This is a genomic window from Pseudomonas sp. ICMP 8385 (assembly GCF_002699915.1).
Taxonomy (GTDB): Bacteria; Pseudomonadota; Gammaproteobacteria; order Pseudomonadales; family Pseudomonadaceae; genus Aquipseudomonas; species Aquipseudomonas gessardii.
Genome location: NZ_LKBY01000102.1, coordinates 279021 through 299947 on the forward strand (window position 1 = coordinate 279021; position 20927 = coordinate 299947).

Here is a 20927-nt window from a genome sequence, read left to right on the forward strand (position 1 = left end):
GGAGAAAAACATGACGCTTTCCCATCCCGTCGCGGTCATCACCAGCGACGAGCAAGCCCTGATTGTCGCCAGCGACCTGGCCGAAGACTTTCGCCGCGACAGCGCCCTGCGCGACCGCGAACGCCGCCTGCCGCTCGCCGAGCTGGAAGCCTTTTCCCGCTCCGGCCTGTGGGGCATCAGCGTGCCCAAGGCCTACGGCGGCGCTGGCGTATCCAACGTCACCCTGGCCAAGGTCATCGCCCTGATCGCCCAGGCCGATGCCTCCCTGGGGCAGATCCCGCAGAACCATTTCTATGCACTGGAAGTACTGCGCGTTAACGGCAGCCCGGCGCAGCAACAACGCCTGTACGCCGAGGTGCTGGCCGGCCAGCGCTTTGGCAATGCCCTGGCGGAACTGGGCACCAAGACCGCCCATGACCGGGTGACACAACTTGTGCGCGATGGTGACGGATTTCGTATCAGCGGCCGCAAGTTCTACGCCACCGGCGCGATCTACGCCCAGCGCATTCCCACCTCGGTGGTGGATGAACACGGTGTACAGCAACTAGCCTTTGTGCCGCGTGACAGCCAGGGCCTGACGGTGATCGACGACTGGAGCGGCTTTGGCCAGCGCACCACCGGCAGCGGCTCGGTGGTGTTCGACCATGTGTGGGTCGGTGCCGAAGACGTGATCCCGTTCCAGAGCGCCTTCGAGCGCCCGACCACCGTGGGCCCGCTGGCGCAGATCCTGCACGCGGCCATCGACACCGGCATCGCCCGCGCCGCCTTTGAAGATGCCCTGCATTTTGTGCGCACCAAGACCCGGCCGTGGATCGACTCGGGCAATGACAAGGCCAGCGAAGACCCGCTGACCCTGAAAAGCTTCGGCCACCTGAGCATCCGCCTGCACGCCAGCGAAGCCCTGCTGGAGCGCGCCGGCGAATACCTCGACCGCGCCCAGGCCGACAGCACCGCACAAACCGTCGCCGCGGCCTCGATTGCCGTGGCCGAAGTACGCGCCCTGAGCACCGAAATTTCCCTGGCCGCCGGCAGCACCCTGTTTGAACTGGCCGGCAGCCAGGCGACCCTCGCCGAACATGGCCTGGACCGCCACTGGCGCAACGCCCGGGTGCACACCCTGCACGACCCGGTGCGCTGGAAGTACCACGCGGTAGGCAACTACTACCTCAACGATGAAAACCCGCCGCTGCGGGGGACCATTTGATGGCGAAGAAAAAGATCCTGCTCAATGCCTTCAACATGAACTGCATCGGGCATATCAACCATGGCCTGTGGACCCATCCACGGGATACCTCGACCCAGTACAAGACCGTCGAATACTGGACCGAACTGGCGCAACTGCTGGAGCGCGGGCTGTTCGACGGCTTGTTTATCGCCGATATCGTTGGCGTGTACGACGTCTATCAAGGCTCGGTCGAGGTGCCGCTCAAGGAGTCGATCCAACTGCCAGTCAACGACCCGCTGCTGCTGGTCTCGGCCATGGCCGCCGTAACGAAAAACCTCGGCTTCGGCCTGACCGCCAACCTCACCTACGAGCCGCCGTATCTGTTCGCCCGGCGCATGTCCACCCTCGATCACCTGAGCCGTGGCCGGGTGGGCTGGAACATCGTCACCGGCTATCTGGACAGCGCCGCCAAGGCCATGGGCCTCACCGAGCAGGTCGAGCATGACCGGCGCTACGACCAGGCCGACGAGTACCTGCAGGTGCTGTACAAACTGTGGGAAGGCAGCTGGGAAGACGACGCGGTGCTCAACGACCCGCAACAGCGGATCTATGCCCAGCCGGGCAAGGTGCACAAGGTCGAGCACCATGGCGAGTTCTACCAGGTGGAGGGTTATCACCTGTGCGAGCCCTCGCCGCAGCGCACGCCGGTGTTGTTCCAGGCCGGCAGTTCCGAGCGCGGCCTGCTGTTCGCCGGGCGCCATGCCGAGTGCGTGTTTATCAGCGGGCAGAACAAGGCCGCGACCAGGGTGCAAGTGGACAAGGTGCGCGCCAGCGCGGTCGCGGCCGGGCGCAACCCGGACGATATCAAGGTGTTCATGGGCCTCAACGTGATTGTCGGCGCCACCGAGGCACTGGCCTGGGCCAAGCATGCCGAGTACCTGGGCTACGCCAGTGCCGAGGCCGGCGTGGCACATTTCAGCGCCTCCACCGCCCTCGACTTCTCGCAATACGAGCTGGATGAACCCATCCAGTACGTGAAGAGCAACGCCATCCAATCGGCCACCAAAGCCTTGCAGAACAACGACTGGACCCGGCGCAAGTTGTTGGAGCAGCACGCATTGGGCGGGCGCTATATCACCCTGGTGGGTTCGCCTGCGCAGGTGGCCGATGAGCTGGAATCCTGGATCAGCGAGACCGGGCTGGATGGCTTCAACCTGACGCGCATTGTTACGCCGGAGAGCTATGTGGACTTCATTGAGTTAGTGATCCCGGAGTTGCAGCGACGGGGGTCGTACAAGACCGCTTATGAGGCCGGAACCTTGCGAGAAAAGGTCTTCCACCGCGAAGCGCATTTACCCGAACAACACACCGGCTCCACCTACCGCCACTGAACCAAAAAATGTGGGAGCTGGCTTGCCTGCGATAGCGGTGTGTCAGTTGATGCAGTTGCCACTGACACACCGCTATCGCAGGCAAGCCAGCTCCCACATTGGATCTTCGTTGTTTTTCCCAACACCTTATGACTGGAAATCGACCATGAACAAAACACTGCTGTCCCACCCAGTCAAAGCACTGGCCCTGGCCCTCGGCCTGTTCAGCTCGGCGGTGTTTGCCGCCGAGGCGCCGCTCAAAGTCGGCACCACGGCGGCCTTCGCCATTCCCCTGGAAGCCGCCGTGGAAGAGGCCGGCAAACAGGGCCTGAAGGTCGAGTTGGTGGAGTTCACCGACTGGATCGCGCCCAATGTCAGCCTCGCCGCCGGCGATATCGACGTGAATTACTTCCAGCACATTCCGTTCCTGGAAAACGCCAAGGCCGCCGCCGGTTTTGACCTGGTGCCGTTCAAGCCGGGGATCATCAACAACGTGGGTCTGTACTCGAAAAAATTCAAAAGCTTCGATGAACTGCCCCAGGGCGCCAGCGTGGCCATCGCCAACGACCCGATCAACAGCGGGCGCGGCCTGCAACTGCTGGCCAAGGCCGGTTTGATCAGCCTCAAGCCGGGCGTAGGCTACAAGGCCACCGAAGACGACATCGTCGCCAACCCGAAAAAGCTCAAAATCCTGCAAGTCGAAGCGGTGCAACTGGTGCGCGCCTATGACGATGCCGACCTAGTGCAGGGTTACCCGGCCTATATCCGCCTGTCCAAGACCTTCAATGCCGAGTCGGCGCTGCTGTTCGATGGCCTTGACCACCCGGAATACGTGATCCAGTTCGTGACCCAGCCCAAAGGCACGAGCGACCCGCGGGTGATCAAGTTCGTCGAGATCTACCAGCATTCGCCGGTGGTACGCGCGGCCCTGGATAAATCCCTGGGCACCCTGTACCAAGTCGGCTGGGAAGGCTGAATATGAGCGCCGCCAATGCCCAACTGCGCGACCTGGGCACACCACCCAGGGACGCGCAACAGACAGCGCTGCACCCTGACTTGAACCATGCCCATGTGCGTTTTATCAACCTGGGCAAAACCTACGGCGGCACCGTGCATGCGCTGCAAGGCATTGACCTGGCGATCCAGCACGGCGAAGTGTTCGGCATCATCGGCCGCAGTGGCGCCGGCAAGTCGTCGCTGATCCGCACCATCAACCGCCTGGAGCACCCCAGCAGCGGCCGGGTGCTGATCGACCAGGTGGATATCGGCGACTTCGACGAAGACCGCCTGGTGGCCCTGCGGCGGCGCATCGGCATGATCTTCCAGCACTTCAACCTGATGTCGGCCAAGACCGTGTGGCAGAACGTCGAGTTGCCGCTGAAAGTCGCCGGCGTGCCCAAGCCACAGCGCGAACAGAAAGTGCGTGAGCTGCTGGCACTGGTGGGCTTGCAGGACAAGCACCAGGCGTACCCGGCGCAGTTGTCCGGCGGGCAGAAGCAACGGGTGGGCATTGCCCGCTCGCTGGTGCACGACCCGCAGATCCTGCTGTGCGACGAGGCCACCTCGGCCCTGGACCCGGAGACCACCCAGTCGATCCTCGGCCTGTTGCGCGAGATCAACCAGCGCCTGGGCCTGACCATCGTGCTGATCACCCACGAGATGGCGGTGATCCGCGAAATCTGCGACCGCGTGGTGGTGCTGGAACACGGGCGGATCGTCGAGCAAGGCCCGGTGTGGGAAGTGTTTGGCAACCCTCGGCATGAGGTCAGCAAGACCCTGCTGGCGCCCCTGCAACACGGCTTGCCCGATGAGCTGCAAAAACGTTTGCAGGCCACGCCACAGTCGGCGCAGGCGGCCGTGGTGCTGCGCCTGCAATTTACCGGCGCCAGCGCGGATGAGCCGGACCTCGCCGCGCTGTTCAGCGCCCTGGGTGGGCGCGTGCGCCTGCTGCAAGGCGGGGTCGAGCGCATCCAGGGCCACGCCCTGGGGCAGTTGCTGCTGGCGGTGAGCGGCTCCACCCTGGAGGCCGACACATTACGCACCCGCGCCACGCGCTGGGCACAACAGGTCGAGGTGCTGGGCTATGTGGTTTGATCGTTTATTACAGGGCGCCATCGACACCTTGTTGATGGTCGGTGTGTCGTCGTTGATCGCGCTGCTGGTGGGCATTCCGCTGGCGGTGTTGCTGGTCACCAGCGACAAGGGCGGCATCTACCAGGCCCCCGCGTTGAACCGGGTGCTGGGGGCGTTCGTCAATCTGTTCCGCTCCATCCCGTTCCTGATTCTGATGGTGGCGCTGATCCCCTTCACCCGGCTGATCGTCGGCACCACCTACGGCGTCTGGGCCGCCGTGGTGCCACTGACCATCGCCGCCACGCCGTTTTTTGCGCGGATCGCCGAGGTCAGCCTGCGCGAAGTCGAACATGGCCTGATCGAAGCCGCCCAGGCCATGGGCTGCCGACGCTGGCATATCGTCTGGCATGTGCTGTTGCCGGAAGCGCTGCCGGGGATTGTCGGCGGGTTCACCATTACCCTGGTGACCATGATCAACTCGTCGGCCATGGCCGGGGCAATTGGCGCCGGTGGCCTGGGGGACATTGCCTACCGCTACGGCTACCAGCGCTTCGACAGCCAGATCATGCTGACGGTGATTGTGTTGCTGGTGATACTGGTGGCCGTGATCCAGCTGGGCGGTGATCGCCTGGCGAGAGTGCTGAATAAAAGGTGAGGTATAGTCGGGCTATCTCAGCGCCCGGTATTGCCCATCATGCCCCTCAAGCCCGACGACCTCGACCAGATCACCGCCACCACCCTCGGCCACTACAACACTGTGGCCGAGGACTTCCGTGAAGGCACCCGCGACCACGATGTGAGCCAGAACATCGACGCCTTGCTGCGGCATATCCAGGCGCAGGCACCGTTTACCGTGCTGGATTTCGGCTGCGGGCCGGGGCGGGACTTGCAGACCTTTACCCGGCTTGGGCATATCGCCGTGGGCCTGGATGGCGCCGAGCGGTTTGCGCAGATGGCGCGCCAGGACAGCGGCTGCGAGGTGCTGCACCAGGACTTCCTCAAGCTTGACCTGCCGGCCGGGCGCTTCGATGGGATCTTTGCCAATGCGGTGCTGTTTCATATTCCCAAGCAGGAACTGCCGCGTATTCTCAAGCAGCTGCATGGGGCGTTGAAACCGGGTGGGGTGTTGTTCAGCTCCAACCCCAGGGGGGAAAACCAGGAGGGCTGGAATGGGCCGCGTTATGGCTCGTATCACGACCTTGCGGCCTGGCAGGCGCTGCTGACCACGGCGGGGTTTGTGGAGCTGGAGCACTACTATCGCCCGGCGGGGCTGCCGCGCGAGCAGCAGCCCTGGTTGGCCAGTGTGTGGCGTAAGGCCGGCGGTGCCTGATTTGAAGCCTGCTCCCACATGGGTTCTGTGGTGCCTAGCGCGGTTGTAAACAATCCAACGATTGATCCACCACCACCTTGGCCATTTCTACCAGGTGCATCACCGCCCTTTGATGCCCGCTCATGGCGTCATGGCCTACCTGGGCGGTTGTCACCGCGCAATGCAGCAGATCGGCGGCGCGGGCCAGAGCCTCTTCAAAGCTGAGGTTGTCATTGATGAGGTAAGGGGCGGCGTCAGGCGCACTGGCTTTCAGGTAGTAGTCGATGGCGCGACGGGTGAGGGCATTGTCGCTGAGGAAGTCTTTGTGGGAATGGGGCGGGTCGGGGGTGATTTTGACCATGGTGAACACCTCTTGCTAAGGAAGAAGTTGCCACCGTCCGCTTGCACGCGAATTAGGGTGGCAACTGTACGAAGGTGTGCAAGACCGGGGCAAGAAGCGAAACCCAGCAGACCCGAAGGCCTCCCTCGCACAGCTGCCATAACGGGCAGACGCCAAGCATAAAAACCGAGCGTTGAGCTGTTTGATGTGTGGATCATACTTGCCGTCGGACTTGCACGTCCGGTCATCGAATGCTCGAAGACCGGCCGAGATTATCGACCTGATCCAACGGAAACAAGGCCGTGGAATTCTCTAGGAAACGTCCCGCGAATGAAAGAGATCGGTCTTGCTGGCCATTGAAAAACCCGTGCTGTATCGAGGCTTTTACCGGCCTTCTGAATAGTCAGTAGGCTTAGCCCTATTGTCACGTCGGAGCTTTCTGGATTTACCCCTTTCCCGCTTATCGTCCTTTACTGCGACTTAACATCTCGCCTGTCATTTACGTACAGGGACTACGTCATGCAGGAAAGCGATCTTCATTCGGCAATCATGCGAAGCCAGCTTGAGCTGGAACGAAACGGCATAGATTTCGGCTCAACTGCCAGCATGGCGTTTCATCTGGGAAATACGATGACAAGCTGCCCGGCAGTCATGGTTTTGCCTAATGCACCAAGCTGGACGCATGGCGCGAGTTACAAGTTACTCAGGCCCCTTCATTCCGATTCTTCGGCACCCAACACTACTTTTGACGAGCTCTGGAAGTGCACACAGCAACACTACGGTTTGACGGTAGCAACGGTTCTAACCGGTGCAGCGGGCATACCCATCAGCAAAATTGCTGTGGGAACCTGGGTCCACGTGGGCTCCAGCAAAACAACAAACCTGGCTAGCCTCATTGGAATGCGCTTTTTCCCTCGTACACTGATCAGGCAGCCGACATTGGCCAGCATGGCAAAAGCAACTTTTGGTACCGTCCGGGTATTTGGCATTCTCGGGCGAGGCATTCCCTTCGTTGCTGCGGGTTTGGCTGTTTTTGATCTAATTAGTATTGGTAAGTGTGCCTATGAGGCAAGAAATGGAAAGTAACCTGACCAGAGCCGAGATCAGTGAAAAAGTGATCCAGCTTTTCGTCGATATCATTGGCTTTATCGACCGAAGCCAGGTGACGGAACAAACGGACTTCATCCACGACTTTAAGATCATTGATGAAGATCTGACCTGCTTTGTCATGCAGATCAAATGGCAATTCAAATTGCAGGCGACTCAGGATGATTGGGATCACATCACGACTCTCCAGCAAGTTGTCGATTTGATTGTTCAATATCGGCGGTGAGGCAACTGACGCTATCGCGGGCCCCCGCTCCCACAGGGGAATGCATTCCAAATGTGGGAGCGGCGGTGCGACGATTCGACTTGCCCGCGATGGCCTCAAGGGCGCTGCTGATCCACCTGATACACCACCGGCTCTGCCCCCACCACCAGCGCCGTCACACTCCGCCCTGGATACCCGTCCCTCTGCTCCTGCGCAAAGTTGGCCACCAACCGCGTGCCATCGGCAAACGTGGTCTGCTGCACCAGCCGGTCACTACTCAGCCAGCGAAAATCCGTCAACGCCTGGGTCGCCAAACGCTCATGCAACGGGCGAAAAAACCCATCCTGACGCTGGATCATCGGCAAGCGCTGCTTCAAGGTGGCGGCGCTCAGGTGATACAGCGGCGGCACGTTGTAAAGCAGTTGGGTCAACTCGTTTTCCCCCTGCACATTGCTCAGCTTCAGGCTGTCGAACAGCCAGTGATGGCTGGTGATGATCGCGCCATGGAACACCGCCTGATACAACGGCAGGCGCATCGCCGGGGCAAAGTACACCGTGCGCAGCGGCTCTTTGAGGGGCACGCGCTTGAAGAACACTGCCGGTTCCTCTGGTGGGTACCAGGCCCCCACGTAGTACGGCGATTGCTTGTCCTGGGTCATCTCGCGGTCGCCCCAGCCCATGACCGGGGTTTGCATGCCATGGGCGAACAGCACGCCACGGGCGGTGGTGGCGTTGCCGTCTTCGGAACCCACCGGCAGCTGGAGCTGGCTGGCGATCCAGCGCGCCGCGTCGATATTGCCTTCGGCGTTCTGCGCCTGGGTCATGCCCAGTACCGAGCGATAGCTGTCAAACAGCATGCCGGTGGCGTAGGCATCGAGAAACCAGGCATTGAACCCGGCCCTGGCCTGCACCGCCGTCACCCGTGCCTGCAGCAGCGGGCGCACGCAGCGCGGGTCGGTGTAGTGCCCGGACTTCTGGAAGCCGGTCTTGAGCTGGCCGTTCTTTAACATGATCGAGCAGTCGCGATAGGCACGGCTACCCAGGTGGGCGGTGATCCAGTCGGGGTTTTCGGTGTCTGCCAGGGCGGTTTGATAGGAGTCGTAAGGGGCCATCAAATACCCGGCCTCGACGCCTGCGCGCACGGCCTCGGGGTGCCACAGCCCACCCTCCCAGCCTTCGCCCAGGGTCAGCAGCAGGCGTTGCAGGCCACTGTCCTCCAGCGTCTTTAGGGTTGTGGCGGACAATGTGCTGCCCCAGGTTTCAGGGGCTGCGCTCAAGGCGCTGGCAAACGCCACCGCCAAGGCCTGACGGACCGCAGCATAGCCTTCGACGAGCGCTTGCATATCGGGCTCGGCCCTGGCTTGCCAAGCCTGGCGCGCCTTTTTGTTAAGTGCCGCGTTGAGCCCTCTGAGCAGCACGGCTTGCTGGTAGCGATCCAGGAACGGCTGGGGGGCTTGCACCACCTGCGCCGCTTCAGGGTCCAGCAAGCCATTGAGTTGCGCGCCCAACCCCTCAGGCGAACGCAGCAATGTGCGCAACTGTGCCCAATCGCGCACATCGCCAAGGCCCAGCAGGTCATTGCCCCACAGGTACACATGGCTGGCCCCCAACAGCTTTTCGCCGGCCGGCAGGCGTTGCAGTTTGTCTGCCAGCGGCTCATAGAGCCCCTGCTCCACCAGCCACTGACGGTAGCGTTTGGCACCGGCCAGCATGTCGGCCTCGCCCAGGTTCAGGCGCAGGGTCATCGGTGCGCTGGGGTCCAGGGCGGTGAATTCATGGCGTAGCGACAAGCCCAGGCGCGAGCCCTCGGCCTGCCACTGCAAGCGGTTGTGATACGGGTTGGTCAGCAGCCAGTTGAGGGTGAAGCGTTCGTGATCGACGCCCCATAACGGCAGGCTGAGGTCCTGGGTGCTGTTCATATCGCCATACTCCAGCAGGAAGTCTTGCCAGAGGCGATTGCCGGCGGGGATGTAATGCCCCTCGGCGAGCGGCCAGATCAAGCCCTTGCCCATGGCGCTGGCAGGCTGGCGGATAATCTCCAACTCGCCGGCCTCGCGGGCGGTGATGGTCAGGACCAGGTCGCGCTGCTCCAGGGTGGCACTCAGGCGGTAGGCGCCTTTATCCCATTGCCAGTTGGCGTGCTGAGTGGACTGTCGCAACTGGCTGACCGCATGGGCCGCCACGCCGCTGGAGGCCTGCACCGGCTCGCGGCCGGCCGGGGTCACGCGCATGGCCAGGGTCGCCGCATCAAGTTCGATGCGCCACTGGGGGTTTTCCAGCACGGTGCCGGCCACGGCCAGGGGCGAGAGCAGGAGCACACAGGCCAGCCAGGCACGGCGTAGGCAAAGGGTCATGGCGCAGGCCTTCACGGGAACGAAAGGGCGAGGGTAAAACAATTCGTTACCAGGAAGGCACGCGCGGGGAATTTAGAGACGTTTCCCACCACACCAAGCCCGTAGCCGCTACGAGGCTTGTGTGATGGGACCATGTTCAGCTGTGCTTGGGCTCGCGGATTTTGTACCAGGCCACATACAGCGCCGGCAAAAACAGCAGTGTCAGCAAGGTGGCGATGATGATGCCGCCGATCATCGCGTAGGCCATCGGCCCCCAGAACACTTCCCGGGCAATGGGGATCATGCCCAGGCTGGCGGCGGCCGCCGTCAGCAGGATCGGCCGGCGCCGGTGTTCGGTGGCCTGCACCACCGCGTCCCACGGCGTGTAGCCTTCCTGCTCGTAGGCATCGATCTGCGTCACCAGAATCACCGAGTTGCGGATGATGATGCCGATCAGCGCCAGGATCCCCAGGATCGCCACAAAGCCCATGGGCGTGCCCGTGGGAATCAGCGCCAGCACCACGCCAATCAAGCCCAGCGGGGCCACGCTGGCCACCAGGAACATCTTCTGTACGCTGTGCAACTGGATCATCAGGAAGGTCGCCATCAAGAACAGCATCAACGGCACCACACTGGCAATCGGGCCCTGGGCCTTGCCGCTTTCTTCCACGGTGCCGCCGGTAGCGACCTTGTAGCCCACCGGCAAGCCGGCGCTGAACTTGTCGATCTCAGGCTTGAGCTGCTTGACCAGGTCGGTCGGCTGCATCTCGTCGCGCACGGCGGCCTTGATGGTGATGGTCGGCTTGCGGTCGCGACGCCACACCAGCGGCTGCTCCAACTCGTAACGCACGGTGGCAAAGGCCAGTAGCGGGATCGAGGTGCCGCTGGGGGTGACGATCTGCAGGTTCTGCAAGGTTTCCGGGGTGCCGCGCTCGGCATCTTCGGCGCGACCAACCACGTTGATCAGGTAGATATCGTCGTGCACCTGGGTCACGGCCGCGCCGCTGACCACGCTGTTCATCAATTGCGCCACGTCTTCGGACGACAGCCCGAGCTGGCGCGCCTTGTCCTGGGCGATATCGACCCGCAGCACTTTGCCCGGCTCGTTCCAGTCGTAGATGATCTCGCCCAGGTGCGTATTTTTATCCAGCAACGTCGCCAGCTCGATCGCGTGCTTGCGCACCTGGTCGATGTCCTTGCCCGATACCCGGTACTGGATTGGCCGCCCGACCGGCGGGCCCATTTCCAGGGGTTGGACAAAACTGCCGACGCCCACGAAGTCATCGCGCAAGCGCTGTTGCAGGCGCTCGATCAGCGCGCCGCGCTCTTCCACGCCCTTGCTGACGATCACCAACTGCGCGTAGTACGGGTTCTCCAGTTGCTGGTCCAGGGGCAGGTAGAAACGGACCGCCCTGGCCGATGTAGGTGCTCCAGCGCGCGATGTCCGGGTCGTCCTTGATGATCGCTTCCAGGCGGTCCACGGCCTTGCGGGTTTCATTGATCGAGGCGTTTTGCGGCAGGTTGAGGTCGACGAGGATCTCCGGGCGGTCCGACGACGGGAAAAACTGATTCTGCACAAACTGCATGGAAAACACCGACGCCGCAAACAGCAGCACCGTCAGGCCAATCGCCCACCAGCGGTTGCGCATGGCCCACAGCATGCCGGCGTTGAATACCCGCCCGACCCGCCCCGGCTCGTCACTGTGGGGTTTGACCTTGCTGCTGAGGATATGCACGCCGATCACCGGCGCAAACAACACAGCCACCACCCACGACACCAGCATCGCCACTGCAATCACCGCAAACAGGGTGAAGGTGTACTCGCCCGCCGAGCTGGCGTTGAGGCCAATCGGCACAAACCCGGCCACGGTCACCAGGGTGCCGGTGAGCATCGGGAATGCGGTGGAGGTGTAGGCAAAAGTCGCCGCCTGCTCCAGGGTCTCGCCTTTTTCCAGGCGCGTGATCATCATTTCCACGGTGATCATCGCGTCATCCACCAGCAAGCCGAGGGCGATGATCAGTGCGCCCAGCGACACCCGCTGCATGGTGATGCCACTGTATTCCATGAACACAAACACCAGCGCCAGCACCAGCGGGATCGAGCACGCCACCACCAGCCCGGCGCGCAGGCCGAGGCTGATAAAGCTCACCACCAGCACGATGATCACCGCTTCAAATAGCGCACTGGTGAAGCCGCCAACGGCCTCTTCCACCACTTCAGCCTGGTCCGACACCTTGTGCACGCCGATGCCCACCGGCAGGTCGGCCGTCAGCTCGTCCATACGTTGGTGCAGGGCCTTGCCGAATTCCTGGATATTGCCGCCCTTCTGCATGGCAATGGCCAGGCCGATGGCTGGCTGGCCGTTAAAACGAAACAGCGGCCGCGTCGGGTCCACATAACCACGGCTGATATCGGCGATATCCGCCAGGCGATAGAAGCGGTCATTGAGCCGCAGGTTGACGTCGGCCAGATCCTTTTCCGAGGCAAATTGCCCCGAGGTGCGCACCGAAATCCGTTCCGGCCCGGCCTCGATCACCCCGGCCGGGGTCACCGCGTTCTGCGATTGCAGGCTCTGCACCACTTGGCGCTGGTCAATCCCCAGGGCAGCCAGTTTGCGCGTGGAAAAATTCAGGTAAATCACTTCGTCCTGCTGGCCGATCATCTCGACCTTGCCCAGCCCCGGCACCGCCCGGATCTCGGCACGCACCTGCTCGACGTAATCACGCAATTGGCGCATCGACATGCCATCGGCGGTAAAGGCATACACCGAGCCAAACACATCACCGAATTCGTCGTTGAACGACGGCCCCTGCAAGCCCTGGGGGAAGGTGCCGCGGATATCGTCGATTTTCTTGCGCACCTGGTACCAGATCTCGGGGATCGCCTTGGCGCTGGTGGTGTCCTTGAGGAACACAAAAACCGTGGACTCTCCAGGCCGGGTGTAGCTTTTCACATAGTCCAGGGAGTCCAGCTCTTCGAGCTTTTTCTCGATGCGGTCGGTGACCTGCTTAAGGGTTTCTTCCTGGGTCGCGCCCGGCCAGCGGGTCTGGATCACCATGGTCTTGATGGTGAAGGACGGATCTTCCTCGCGCCCCAGGTTCATGTAGGAAAACACGCCCATCAGCAGCGCGACGAACATCAGGTACCAGACGAAGGACTGATGCTTGAGCGCCCAGTCGGATAAGTTGAAGCTCCCCTTCATCGCGGGCTGTCCTCGTCGGTTTTGACTTTTTGTCCGGGCTTGAGGCTGTTGACCCCGGCGCTGACCACACGCTCGCCAGGCTGCACGCCGCCGCTGAGCACGACATGGCTGGCGTCGCGGCTGACCAGGGTCACATCACGGGGCTGCACGCTCTGTTGTTGTCTATCGACGACCCAGATACGGGTCTTGCCCTCGACATCCTGCACCGCACTGGCAGGCAGTTCGATGCGCGGGGCGATGGTCGAGCTCAAGGTCACGCTGATCGCCGTGCCCAGGCGGAACGCCGGGGGTGTCTGGGCCAGGGTCAGGCGTGCGCGACGGGTGCGGGTCGCGCTTTGGGCCTGGGGTTCGATCTCGCGCACGGTGGCGGTGGTGTTGATGCTGGGCTCCAGCTGGCTGGCCACCAGGAACACCACATCGGCCGGCAGGCGCTCGGCGAGGCCGGCAGGCAGGTCGATCACCGCTTCCTTGATATCCGGGCGGGCCAGCGTCACCACTTGCTGGCCGGCACTGACCACCTGGCCAGCTTCGGCATTCCAGGCGGTGACGATGCCGCCATGGTCGGTGCGCAACTCGACGTAGTTGAGCTGGTCCCTGGCCTGGTCCACCGAGGCCTTGGCCTGGTCGAGGGAAGCCTGGGTGGTTTTCAGGTCGGTCTGGGCAATGTCCAGTTGCGCCTGGGCGCCGACGCCACGGTTGAACAGTTCCTGCTGGCGGCGCGCATTGGCTTGGGCATTGATAAATTGCGCCTGGATCCGCGCCAGGTCGCCTTGGGCCGCGCGCAGCTGGTTCTGCTGGTCGGTGGGATCGAGCACGGCCAGCAAGGCGCCCTTGTCAACTTCGGCGCCCACATCCACCGCGCGCCGCGCAATACGCCCTGGCACCCGGAAGCCCAGGTTGCTTTCATAGCGCGCCTGGATGCTGCCAGCAAAGCGCCCGAGGTGGGCCTGGTCTTCGGCTTTCACCTCGACCGAGAGCACCGGGCGCACGGGGTCCGGCGCCGGTTCTTCCTTGGAGCAGGCCACCAGCAGCAAGCTGCTGGCGAGGAGCAGCGTCAGGCGCTTCATGGCTGCACCCCCTTGGCCTGGGCCGGATCCGGCGCCTGGGCGATCTCCACCACCATGCCCGGGTGCAGCAATTGCCCACCGGCCACTACGACTTTTTCGCCGCCTTTGAGGCCGTCACTGATGATCACTTTGCCGGTCAGGTAGCGCGCGACAGTGACCTTGTGCAATTGCGCCTTGCCGTCATCGTCCACCAGCCATACGGCAGGCTCGCTGAGGTCTTTGGTCAGTGCCGCCCAGGGCAGTTCGATGCTGGCCCTGGTTTGCCCGTTGGCGGTGGCGCTGACCACCGAACCCAGTTGCATGCCCTTGGGCAAGGCCTCCAGGGCGATCTTCACCTGCACCGTGCCGCTGTTGGCGGCAACGGCCGGGGTCACTTCACGCACCCGGCCCACGGCCTTGATGCTCGGGTTGTCCAGCAGGCTGACGGTGATTGGCACATCCGGCGGTGGCTCCGCCAGCAGCGATTCGTAGACGTTGAACACCGCATCGCGCTCGCCGTCGCGGGCCAGGCTGAAAATCGGCACGGTGGCCTGCACCACCTGGCCGACTTCGGCCTGGCGCGCGGTAATCACCCCCGGCGCCTCGGCGATCAACGCGGTGTAGCCCAGTTGCTCGCGGGCATTGGCCAACTGCGCCTGCGCCGCCGCCAGGGCGCTTTGGCTGCTGCGCAGCGCGGCCTGGGCGGCGTCGTATTCGCTGCGGCTGGTGTAGCCCTTGGGCAGGAGTTTTTCCTGGCGCACAAAGGCCGCCGCCGTCTGTTTGACCCGCGCCTGTTCCGCCACTACCTGGGCCTGGGCGGAATCGACGTTGGTCTGCAAATCCTTGGGATCGAGCCTGGCCAGCACTTGCCGGGCCGTCACACGGTCGCCCACATCGACCATGCGCTGGATAATCTTACCGCCCACGCGAAACGACAAATCGGTCTGCACCCGCGCCTGGATATCCCCGGTCAGGGTCACCGCCGCGGCAAAATCGACCGGTTGCACGGTTTGCACAAACACCCTGGAGTGGGCCTTGGGCTCAGGTTTTTCCTGGCCACAGCCGCTGAGCAATGCCAGCAGGGCTACGCCACAAATAACTGTTGAGGTGGGACCGCCCATGCAGGCTCCTTTCGCGTGATACTGACGTGCCAGTGTGTATGCGACTGTGAGCTTAGTTCAGGGTTCCGCCTTCGCCTAAGTGATTTGCAGGCCTGCGGTGGTGTTCTTCTACACGATAAGATGTGGCTCCATGCCGGCCCGGAACGCCCTCGATGCTTAAGACCTTAGCGGTGGCCAATTACCGCTCGATCAATAAATTGGTAGTGCCGCTGGATCGGCTGAACCTGATCACCGGCCCCAATGGCAGCGGCAAATCCAACCTGTACCGTGCCTTGCGCCTGTTGGCGGAAACCGCCCAGGGCGGGGTGATCAATGCCCTGGCCCGTGAAGGCGGCCTGGATTCGACGTTCTGGGCCGGCCCCGAAAACATCAGCCGGCGCATGCACAACGGCGAGGTGCCGGTGGAGCTGAGCGTACGCAGCGGCGCCAAGCGCTTGCGCCTGGGGTTTGCCGGGGAGGATTTCAGCTATGCGATCTCCCTCGGCCTGCCAGAACCCAGCGAGTCGTATTTTTCCCTGGACCCCGAGATCAAAAAAGAATGCATCTGGGCCGGCCACGTCTATCGCCCGGCCAGCCTGCTGGTGCAGCGCTCCGGGCCGATGGTACGCGCCCGCGACGGACGGGCCTGGGAGGTGCTGGCCCAGCACACGCCCAACTACCACAGCCTGTTCGATCAGGTCGGCAGCCTGCGCGGCTCGCCGGAAGTCCTGACACTGCGCGAAAGCATTCGCGGCTGGCGCTTCTACGATCACTTTCGCAGCGACGCCGATGCACCGGTGCGCCTACCGCAACTGGGTACGCGCACGCCGGTGTTGCATCACGATGGCCGCGACCTGGCAGCCGCGTTGCAGACCATCCGCGAAATCGGCGACCCCGAGGCCTTGCAGCAGGCGGTGAGCGATGCGTTTCCCGGCGCGCGTTTGCATATCGAGCCGTTGCAGGGCGGGCGTTTCGCCATTGAGTTCTATCAGGAAGGCTTACTGCGCCCACTGTCAGCGGCGGAACTCTCGGACGGCACCTTGCGCTACCTGCTGCTGATCGCCGCGCTGCTGACCCCACGCCCGCCGACGATGATGGTCCTCAACGAACCGGAAACCAGCCTGCACCCGGACCTGTTGCCGGCCTTGGCGCGCCTGATCATCCAAGCATCCAAGCAATGCCAGGTGTGGGTGGTGTCCCATGCCAGCCGCTTGATCGCGGCGTTGCAGCAGGACGAGGGATGCCATTCGATTGTGCTGGAGAAGGTGATGGGCCAGACGCAGATTGTGGGGCAGCGGGTGTTGGATGAGCCGGCGTGGCATTGGCCGAGCTAGGCGGTGCCTGCACCGGCCTCATCGCGGGCAAGCCCGCTCCCACAGGGGAACATTCAGTACAGGATCAGCCCTGCCACTTACCCCCTTCAACAATCACACTCTCAGGCTTGGTCTCATCGCTCAGTTCTTTGCGCACGTACTGGTCATACAGCTTGAGCAAGAACTGCTCTTCGCCCAGCTTCGCCAACTCGGCATTCACCCAGTCGCGCAGTTCGATATTGCCCTTCTTCACCGCCGGTGCAATCGGCGCTTCGTCGCCCAGTTTCTCTTCCAGCACGCGATAGCCCGGGTTCTGTTTGGCCCAGCTGAACAGCACCAGGTTGTCTTGCGCATAGGCATCGCCACGCCCAGCCGACAAGGCTTGCAGCGACTCGGAGTTTTTCTCGAACTTGAGCAGTTTCCAGTCCGGGTGGTTCTTGGTCAGCCAGATATCAGCCGTGGTGCCGGTGGTGACGATGGTGGTGCGGGTCGCCAGGTCGTCGAGGCTTTTCACCGTGCTGTCATTAGGCACCAGGGCCTGGACCGCGACTTTCAGGTTGGGGTTGGTGAACTCCACCGCTTCCTTGCGCTCCGGGGTCACGGTCATATTGGCGAGGATCAGGTCAACCTTGTCGCTCTGCAAAAACGGGATACGGCTGGCCGGCTCCACGGCCACGAACTCGACCTTGTTCTCGTCGCCCAGCAGGTCCTTGGCAAACCGGCGGCCGATATCGGTATCAAAGCCCACGTAGCGCCCGGCTTCATCGACAAAGCCAAACGGCGGCTTGTCGGTAAACACGCCGACGATCAGCTTGTCGCGGGCCTTGATCTTGTCGATGTAGCTGACAGCCGCAGGTTTTACCGGCTCTTCGGCCTTCTTATCGCAGCCGGCCAGTAAGGCGACGGCAAACAGTGGCAGCAGTAACTTTTTCATATCAGCTCCAGTTCCTTGATTTTCTTGGGCAGTGTTGAAACAAACGAGAATTTCTCGAGGAACTGCTGCGCGCGTGCGGTCTGCGGGTTCGTAAAGAAGGCCTCTGGGGTGTTGTGTTCGAGGATGCGGCCCGCCTCCATAAACACCACGCGGTCGGCGACGGCGCGGGCGAAGGCCATTTCGTGGGTGACAATCAGCAGGGTCATGCCATCGCGGGCCAGGTCCTGGATCACTTCCAGCACCTCCTTGACCATTTCCGGGTCGAGGGCGGCGGTGACTTCGTCAAACAGCATGACCTGGGGGTTCATGCACAGCGAACGGACGATGGCGATGCGTTGCTGCTGGCCGCCCGAGAGCTGGCGCGGGAAGGCATCGCGCTTGTCGGCGAGCCCCACCCGTTCCAGCAGTTTTTGCGCCTGCTCGCGGGCTTCGCGGGGCTCGCGCTTTTGCACTTTCAGCGGGCCCAGCAGGATGTTGTCGAGCACGCTCATATGGGGGAACAGGTGGTAACTCTGGAACACCATGCCCACGTCCTGGCGCACCTGGCGCCAGTCGGTGTGTGGATCCAGCAGCTGTTTGCCGGCAAAGCGCAGGCTGCCGCTGTGGGCCACTTCCAGGCCGTTGAGGCAACGCAGCAAGGTGCTTTTACCGCAGCCGCTGGGGCCGAGGATCACCAGCACTTCACCGCTTTGCACCCTCAGGTCGATGCCATTGAGCACCTGCTGTGCGCCGAAGAATTTATTGAAACCCTGAAACTCGATCAATGCGCTCATGCTTGGGCCCAGCGCCGTTCCAGCACCTTGGAGGCGGCCGACAACGGGTAGCAGATAAAGAAGAAAAACAGGAACAGCGCGCCGTAGATCAACACCGACTCATAGGTGCGCTCGATGATTTGCTGGCCGACCTTGATCACGTCCACCACACCGATCAGCACCGCCAGGGAGCTGGTCTTGATGATCCGCGTGTAGACGTTGATGGTCGGCGGCGTCATGCGTTTGAGCGCCTGGGGCAGCAGCACGTAGCCGTAGAGCTGCGGCGCCGACAAGCCAATCGACAGCCCCGCCTCCCGCTGCCCGCGCGGCAGCGAATGCAACGCGCCGCGCACCACTTCGCCCACTTCACTGGCGCCCCACAGCGACAGCACCAGCACCGCGCACCAAAAACTGGGAATGCTCAGGCCGGTAAAAATCGGCAGGCCAAAAAACAGCAGGTACAGCCACACCAGCACCGGAATCGCGCGGAACAATTCCAGGTAAATGCGCAACAGCAGGTTGATCGCGCGCACATTCAAGGTGCGCAGCACCCCATACCCCACCCCGCCAATGGTGCTGAAGGCGATGCTCAAAAACGAAATCGACAGGGTTTGTGCAGCGCCCTTGCCCAGTTGCGGCAACGACACCCATAACAATTCAAGACCCGAACTGGCCATGCTGGAGCCTCCTTTCCAGGCGGCTGAGCAGCAGCGACAGCGGCAAGAACAACAGCACGCAAATCAGCGTGAGCACGGCGAGCATTTCGTAAGTCTTGTAGTACAGGGCGATGTAGCTTTTGGTGGTGTAGAGAATCTCTGGCACCGCCACCGCCGACACCACGGTGGTTTCCTTGAGCAGGAAAATGAAATTGGCGAACAGCGCCGGCAGGCTGAGGATCCCGGCCTGGGGCAGGATCACATGGCGCAGCAACTGCCAGTCGGACAGGCCGATGGACTTGCCCGACTCGATCTGCGCCAGCGGCACCGCTTCCACACCGGCGCGCAGCACTTCGGTGAGGTAGGCGCCGCCCAAAAAGGTCATGGTGATGATCGCCGCCCAAAACCCGGAGATATTCAAGCCCAGGGCCGGCAAGGCGAAGTACACGAAGAACAGCTGGATCAGCAGCGGCGTGTTGCGTGCCAGCTCCACATACAGCGCCACTAGGCGCGACAGGTAAGGCGTGCGAAACACCAGCAGGGCCGCGTTGACCAGCGCCACCAGCAGCGAGGTGCCGATGGCGATCAAGCCCACTTGCAGGGTTACCCCCACGGCCTTGAGAAACGCCGGCAGGGTGCTGAGGATAAACGCGTAGTCAAAAGTCATTTCAAGTCCTGGGCGCCGCAGGGGTAATGCGGCGTAAACGCAGTCCGGTCCAGCGTGGGTAACGCCGGCAAGCGCTGACTTTAAAGGTATAAAAACAAAAATTTAAATACCTAAATAGCATATTGATATCACCCAAAAAACTAACCTCTGGATTCGCAGGGATCGCAGGTGACAGCTATTGTTCTGGGGTGCGTAGGAAGGGTCTTTTTTCAGCGCTGAACAACAAGGAAGGACAGCGCATGGCCAGACTGAGGGCCATTTAACCAACGAGGGAATGACAGATGAACGAGGCGAAACCGATTGATCCGCAGGACTTGGTGAAATGGCTGGTGGCGTTGCGGCGGGGGGTCAACAGCCGGGGTTAATAGGCATAACACCAACCCAATGTGGGAGCAGGCTTGTGTGGGAGCTGGCTTGCCTGCGATAGCATCACCTCGGTAATACTGATAAACCGAGGTGTCTGCATCGCAGGCAAGCCAGCTCCCACACAAGCTCAGCTCCCACATTTCTTGAAGGGGGTTTGGCAAATCAGAACGCCGGCACCACCGCGCCTTTGTACTTCTGCTCGATGAAGGCTTTGACTTCAGGGCTGGTCAGGGCCTTGGACAGTTTCTGGATGGCGGCGCTGTCTTTGTTGTCTGGACGGGCCACCAGGAAGTTCACGTACGGCGAATCGGACGATTCAATGATCAGCGCATCCTTGGCCGGGTTCAGGCCGGCTTCCAGGGCGTAGTTGGTGTTGATCAGGTCCAGGTCAACCTGGTCGAGGACGCGTGGCAGCAAGGCCGACTCCAGTTCCTTGAACTTCAGGTTCTTCGGGTTGCTGGCGATGTCTTTTGGTGTGGCCAGGGCGTTTTTCGGGTCTTTGAGGGTGATCACACCGGCCTTTTGCAGCAGCAACAGGGCGCGGCCGCTGTTGGAGCCTTCGTTAGGGATGGCAACGGTGGCGCCATCTTTCAGGTCTTCGATTTTCTTGATCTTTTTCGAGTAGCCGCCAAACGGTTCAACGTGCACACCAACCACGGTGACCAGGTTGGTGCCTTTACCCTTGTTGAAGTTTTCCAGGTACGGCAGGGTCTGGAAGTAGTTGGCATCCAGGCGCTTCTCGGCCACTTGCACGTTCGGCTGCACATAGTCGGTGAAGACCTTGATTTCCAGGTCCACGCCTTCTTTGGCCAGGGTCGGCTTGATCAGCTCAAGGATCTCGGCGTGGGGCACCGGCGTGGCCGCGATCACCAGTTTTTCGTTGGCTTGAGCGATACCGGCAGTCAGGGCCGCCGCCAGGGCGGTGAACAACAGAACCTTTTTCATGCAGTGTCCTTAATCGAAAATCCGGGTCGTCGGTGACGGCCGC

18 protein-coding genes and 1 pseudogene are annotated in these 20927 nt (G+C 62.1%); 9 read left to right on the forward strand and 10 right to left on the reverse strand.

Annotated features, from left to right (window positions below; translation table 11 throughout):
* Window positions 1-10 precede the first annotated feature (10 nt).
* The 6 genes from AO268_RS17005 (at window position 11) to AO268_RS17030 (ending at window position 5938) form a co-directional block, all read left to right on the forward strand.
* Window positions 11-1204: an SfnB family sulfur acquisition oxidoreductase gene (locus tag AO268_RS17005; RefSeq protein ID WP_099169333.1), complete on the forward strand. Its 1194-nt coding sequence runs from the start codon at window positions 11-13 to the stop codon at window positions 1202-1204.
* Window positions 1204-2556: an LLM class flavin-dependent oxidoreductase gene (locus AO268_RS17010; RefSeq protein WP_099169334.1), complete on the forward strand. Its 1353-nt coding sequence runs from the start codon at window positions 1204-1206 to the stop codon at window positions 2554-2556. Before AO268_RS17005 ends, AO268_RS17010 begins: the two co-directional genes overlap by 1 nt.
* Window positions 2557-2701: 145 nt before the next feature.
* Window positions 2702-3511, forward strand: a complete 810-nt coding sequence (locus tag AO268_RS17015) for a MetQ/NlpA family ABC transporter substrate-binding protein (protein ID WP_099169335.1) — start codon at window positions 2702-2704, stop codon at window positions 3509-3511.
* Window positions 3512-3513: 2 nt separating this feature from the next.
* Window positions 3514-4629 carry a methionine ABC transporter ATP-binding protein gene (locus AO268_RS17020; protein WP_099169336.1) on the forward strand — a complete coding sequence of 372 codons (1116 nt, stop codon included), beginning with the start codon at window positions 3514-3516 and terminating at the stop codon, window positions 4627-4629.
* Entirely contained in the window at window positions 4619-5263 is a 645-nt protein-coding gene (locus tag AO268_RS17025) for a methionine ABC transporter permease (RefSeq protein ID WP_076962055.1), read from the forward strand. Before AO268_RS17020 ends, AO268_RS17025 begins: the two co-directional genes overlap by 11 nt.
* A gap of 39 nt (window positions 5264-5302) precedes the next feature.
* Window positions 5303-5938, forward strand: a complete 636-nt coding sequence (locus AO268_RS17030; protein WP_076962054.1) for a class I SAM-dependent methyltransferase — start codon at window positions 5303-5305, stop codon at window positions 5936-5938.
* Between the two features lie 34 nt (window positions 5939-5972).
* Here AO268_RS17030 and AO268_RS17035 read toward each other — a convergent pair whose 3' ends face one another.
* Complete coding sequence (locus AO268_RS17035) at window positions 5973-6278, reverse strand: DUF6124 family protein (protein ID WP_076962053.1); 306 nt, start codon at window positions 6276-6278, stop codon at window positions 5973-5975.
* 498 nt (window positions 6279-6776) lie between these two features.
* On the opposite strand from AO268_RS17035, the gene AO268_RS17040 reads away from it, so the two are divergent.
* Both AO268_RS17040 and AO268_RS17045 read left to right on the forward strand, forming a co-directional pair.
* Complete coding sequence (locus AO268_RS17040; protein WP_076962052.1) at window positions 6777-7343, forward strand: hypothetical protein; 567 nt, start codon at window positions 6777-6779, stop codon at window positions 7341-7343.
* Window positions 7333-7590 (forward strand): acyl carrier protein, encoded by a 258-nt coding sequence (locus AO268_RS17045; RefSeq protein ID WP_099169337.1) that lies wholly within the window; start codon window positions 7333-7335, stop codon window positions 7588-7590. The genes AO268_RS17040 and AO268_RS17045 overlap by 11 nt, the downstream gene beginning before the upstream one ends.
* A 95-nt stretch (window positions 7591-7685) precedes the next feature.
* Here AO268_RS17045 and AO268_RS17050 read toward each other — a convergent pair whose 3' ends face one another.
* The 4 genes and pseudogenes from AO268_RS17050 to AO268_RS17065 all read right to left on the reverse strand — a co-directional run bounded on the left by AO268_RS17050 (window position 7686) and on the right by AO268_RS17065 (window position 15272).
* The gene (locus AO268_RS17050; RefSeq protein WP_099169338.1) at window positions 7686-9923 is read right to left on the reverse strand and encodes a glycoside hydrolase; all 2238 of its coding nucleotides are present in this window, start codon (window positions 9921-9923) and stop codon (window positions 7686-7688) included.
* Between the two features lie 136 nt (window positions 9924-10059).
* Window positions 10060-13105 (reverse strand): annotated as a pseudogene (locus AO268_RS17055) (efflux RND transporter permease subunit).
* Window positions 13102-14172 carry an efflux RND transporter periplasmic adaptor subunit gene (locus tag AO268_RS17060; protein WP_099169339.1) on the reverse strand — a complete coding sequence of 357 codons (1071 nt, stop codon included), beginning with the start codon at window positions 14170-14172 and terminating at the stop codon, window positions 13102-13104. The pseudogene AO268_RS17055 and the gene AO268_RS17060 overlap by 4 nt, the downstream one beginning before the upstream one ends.
* Window positions 14169-15272 carry an efflux RND transporter periplasmic adaptor subunit gene (locus AO268_RS17065; protein WP_099169340.1) on the reverse strand — a complete coding sequence of 368 codons (1104 nt, stop codon included), beginning with the start codon at window positions 15270-15272 and terminating at the stop codon, window positions 14169-14171. Before AO268_RS17065 ends, AO268_RS17060 begins: the two co-directional genes overlap by 4 nt.
* A gap of 152 nt (window positions 15273-15424) precedes the next feature.
* Between AO268_RS17065 and AO268_RS17070 the strand changes: the two genes are divergently transcribed.
* Window positions 15425-16585, forward strand: a complete 1161-nt coding sequence (locus AO268_RS17070) for an AAA family ATPase (RefSeq protein WP_099169341.1) — start codon at window positions 15425-15427, stop codon at window positions 16583-16585.
* A gap of 64 nt (window positions 16586-16649) precedes the next feature.
* Here AO268_RS17070 and AO268_RS17075 read toward each other — a convergent pair whose 3' ends face one another.
* The 5 genes from AO268_RS17075 to AO268_RS17095 all read right to left on the reverse strand — a co-directional run bounded on the left by AO268_RS17075 (window position 16650) and on the right by AO268_RS17095 (window position 20884).
* Window positions 16650-17498 (reverse strand): transporter substrate-binding domain-containing protein, encoded by an 849-nt coding sequence (locus AO268_RS17075; RefSeq protein WP_076962045.1) that lies wholly within the window; start codon window positions 17496-17498, stop codon window positions 16650-16652.
* Entirely contained in the window at window positions 17495-18271 is a 777-nt protein-coding gene (locus AO268_RS17080; RefSeq protein ID WP_076962044.1) for an amino acid ABC transporter ATP-binding protein, read from the reverse strand. Before AO268_RS17080 ends, AO268_RS17075 begins: the two co-directional genes overlap by 4 nt.
* Complete coding sequence (locus AO268_RS17085; protein ID WP_099169342.1) at window positions 18268-18927, reverse strand: amino acid ABC transporter permease; 660 nt, start codon at window positions 18925-18927, stop codon at window positions 18268-18270. The genes AO268_RS17080 and AO268_RS17085 overlap by 4 nt, the downstream gene beginning before the upstream one ends.
* Window positions 18908-19573 (reverse strand): amino acid ABC transporter permease, encoded by a 666-nt coding sequence (locus tag AO268_RS17090; protein ID WP_099169343.1) that lies wholly within the window; start codon window positions 19571-19573, stop codon window positions 18908-18910. The genes AO268_RS17085 and AO268_RS17090 overlap by 20 nt, the downstream gene beginning before the upstream one ends.
* Before the next feature lie 528 nt (window positions 19574-20101).
* Window positions 20102-20884, reverse strand: coding sequence for a MetQ/NlpA family ABC transporter substrate-binding protein (locus AO268_RS17095; RefSeq protein ID WP_099169344.1), 783 nt, complete (start codon window positions 20882-20884; stop codon window positions 20102-20104).
* Window positions 20885-20927: the final 43 nt, after the last annotated feature.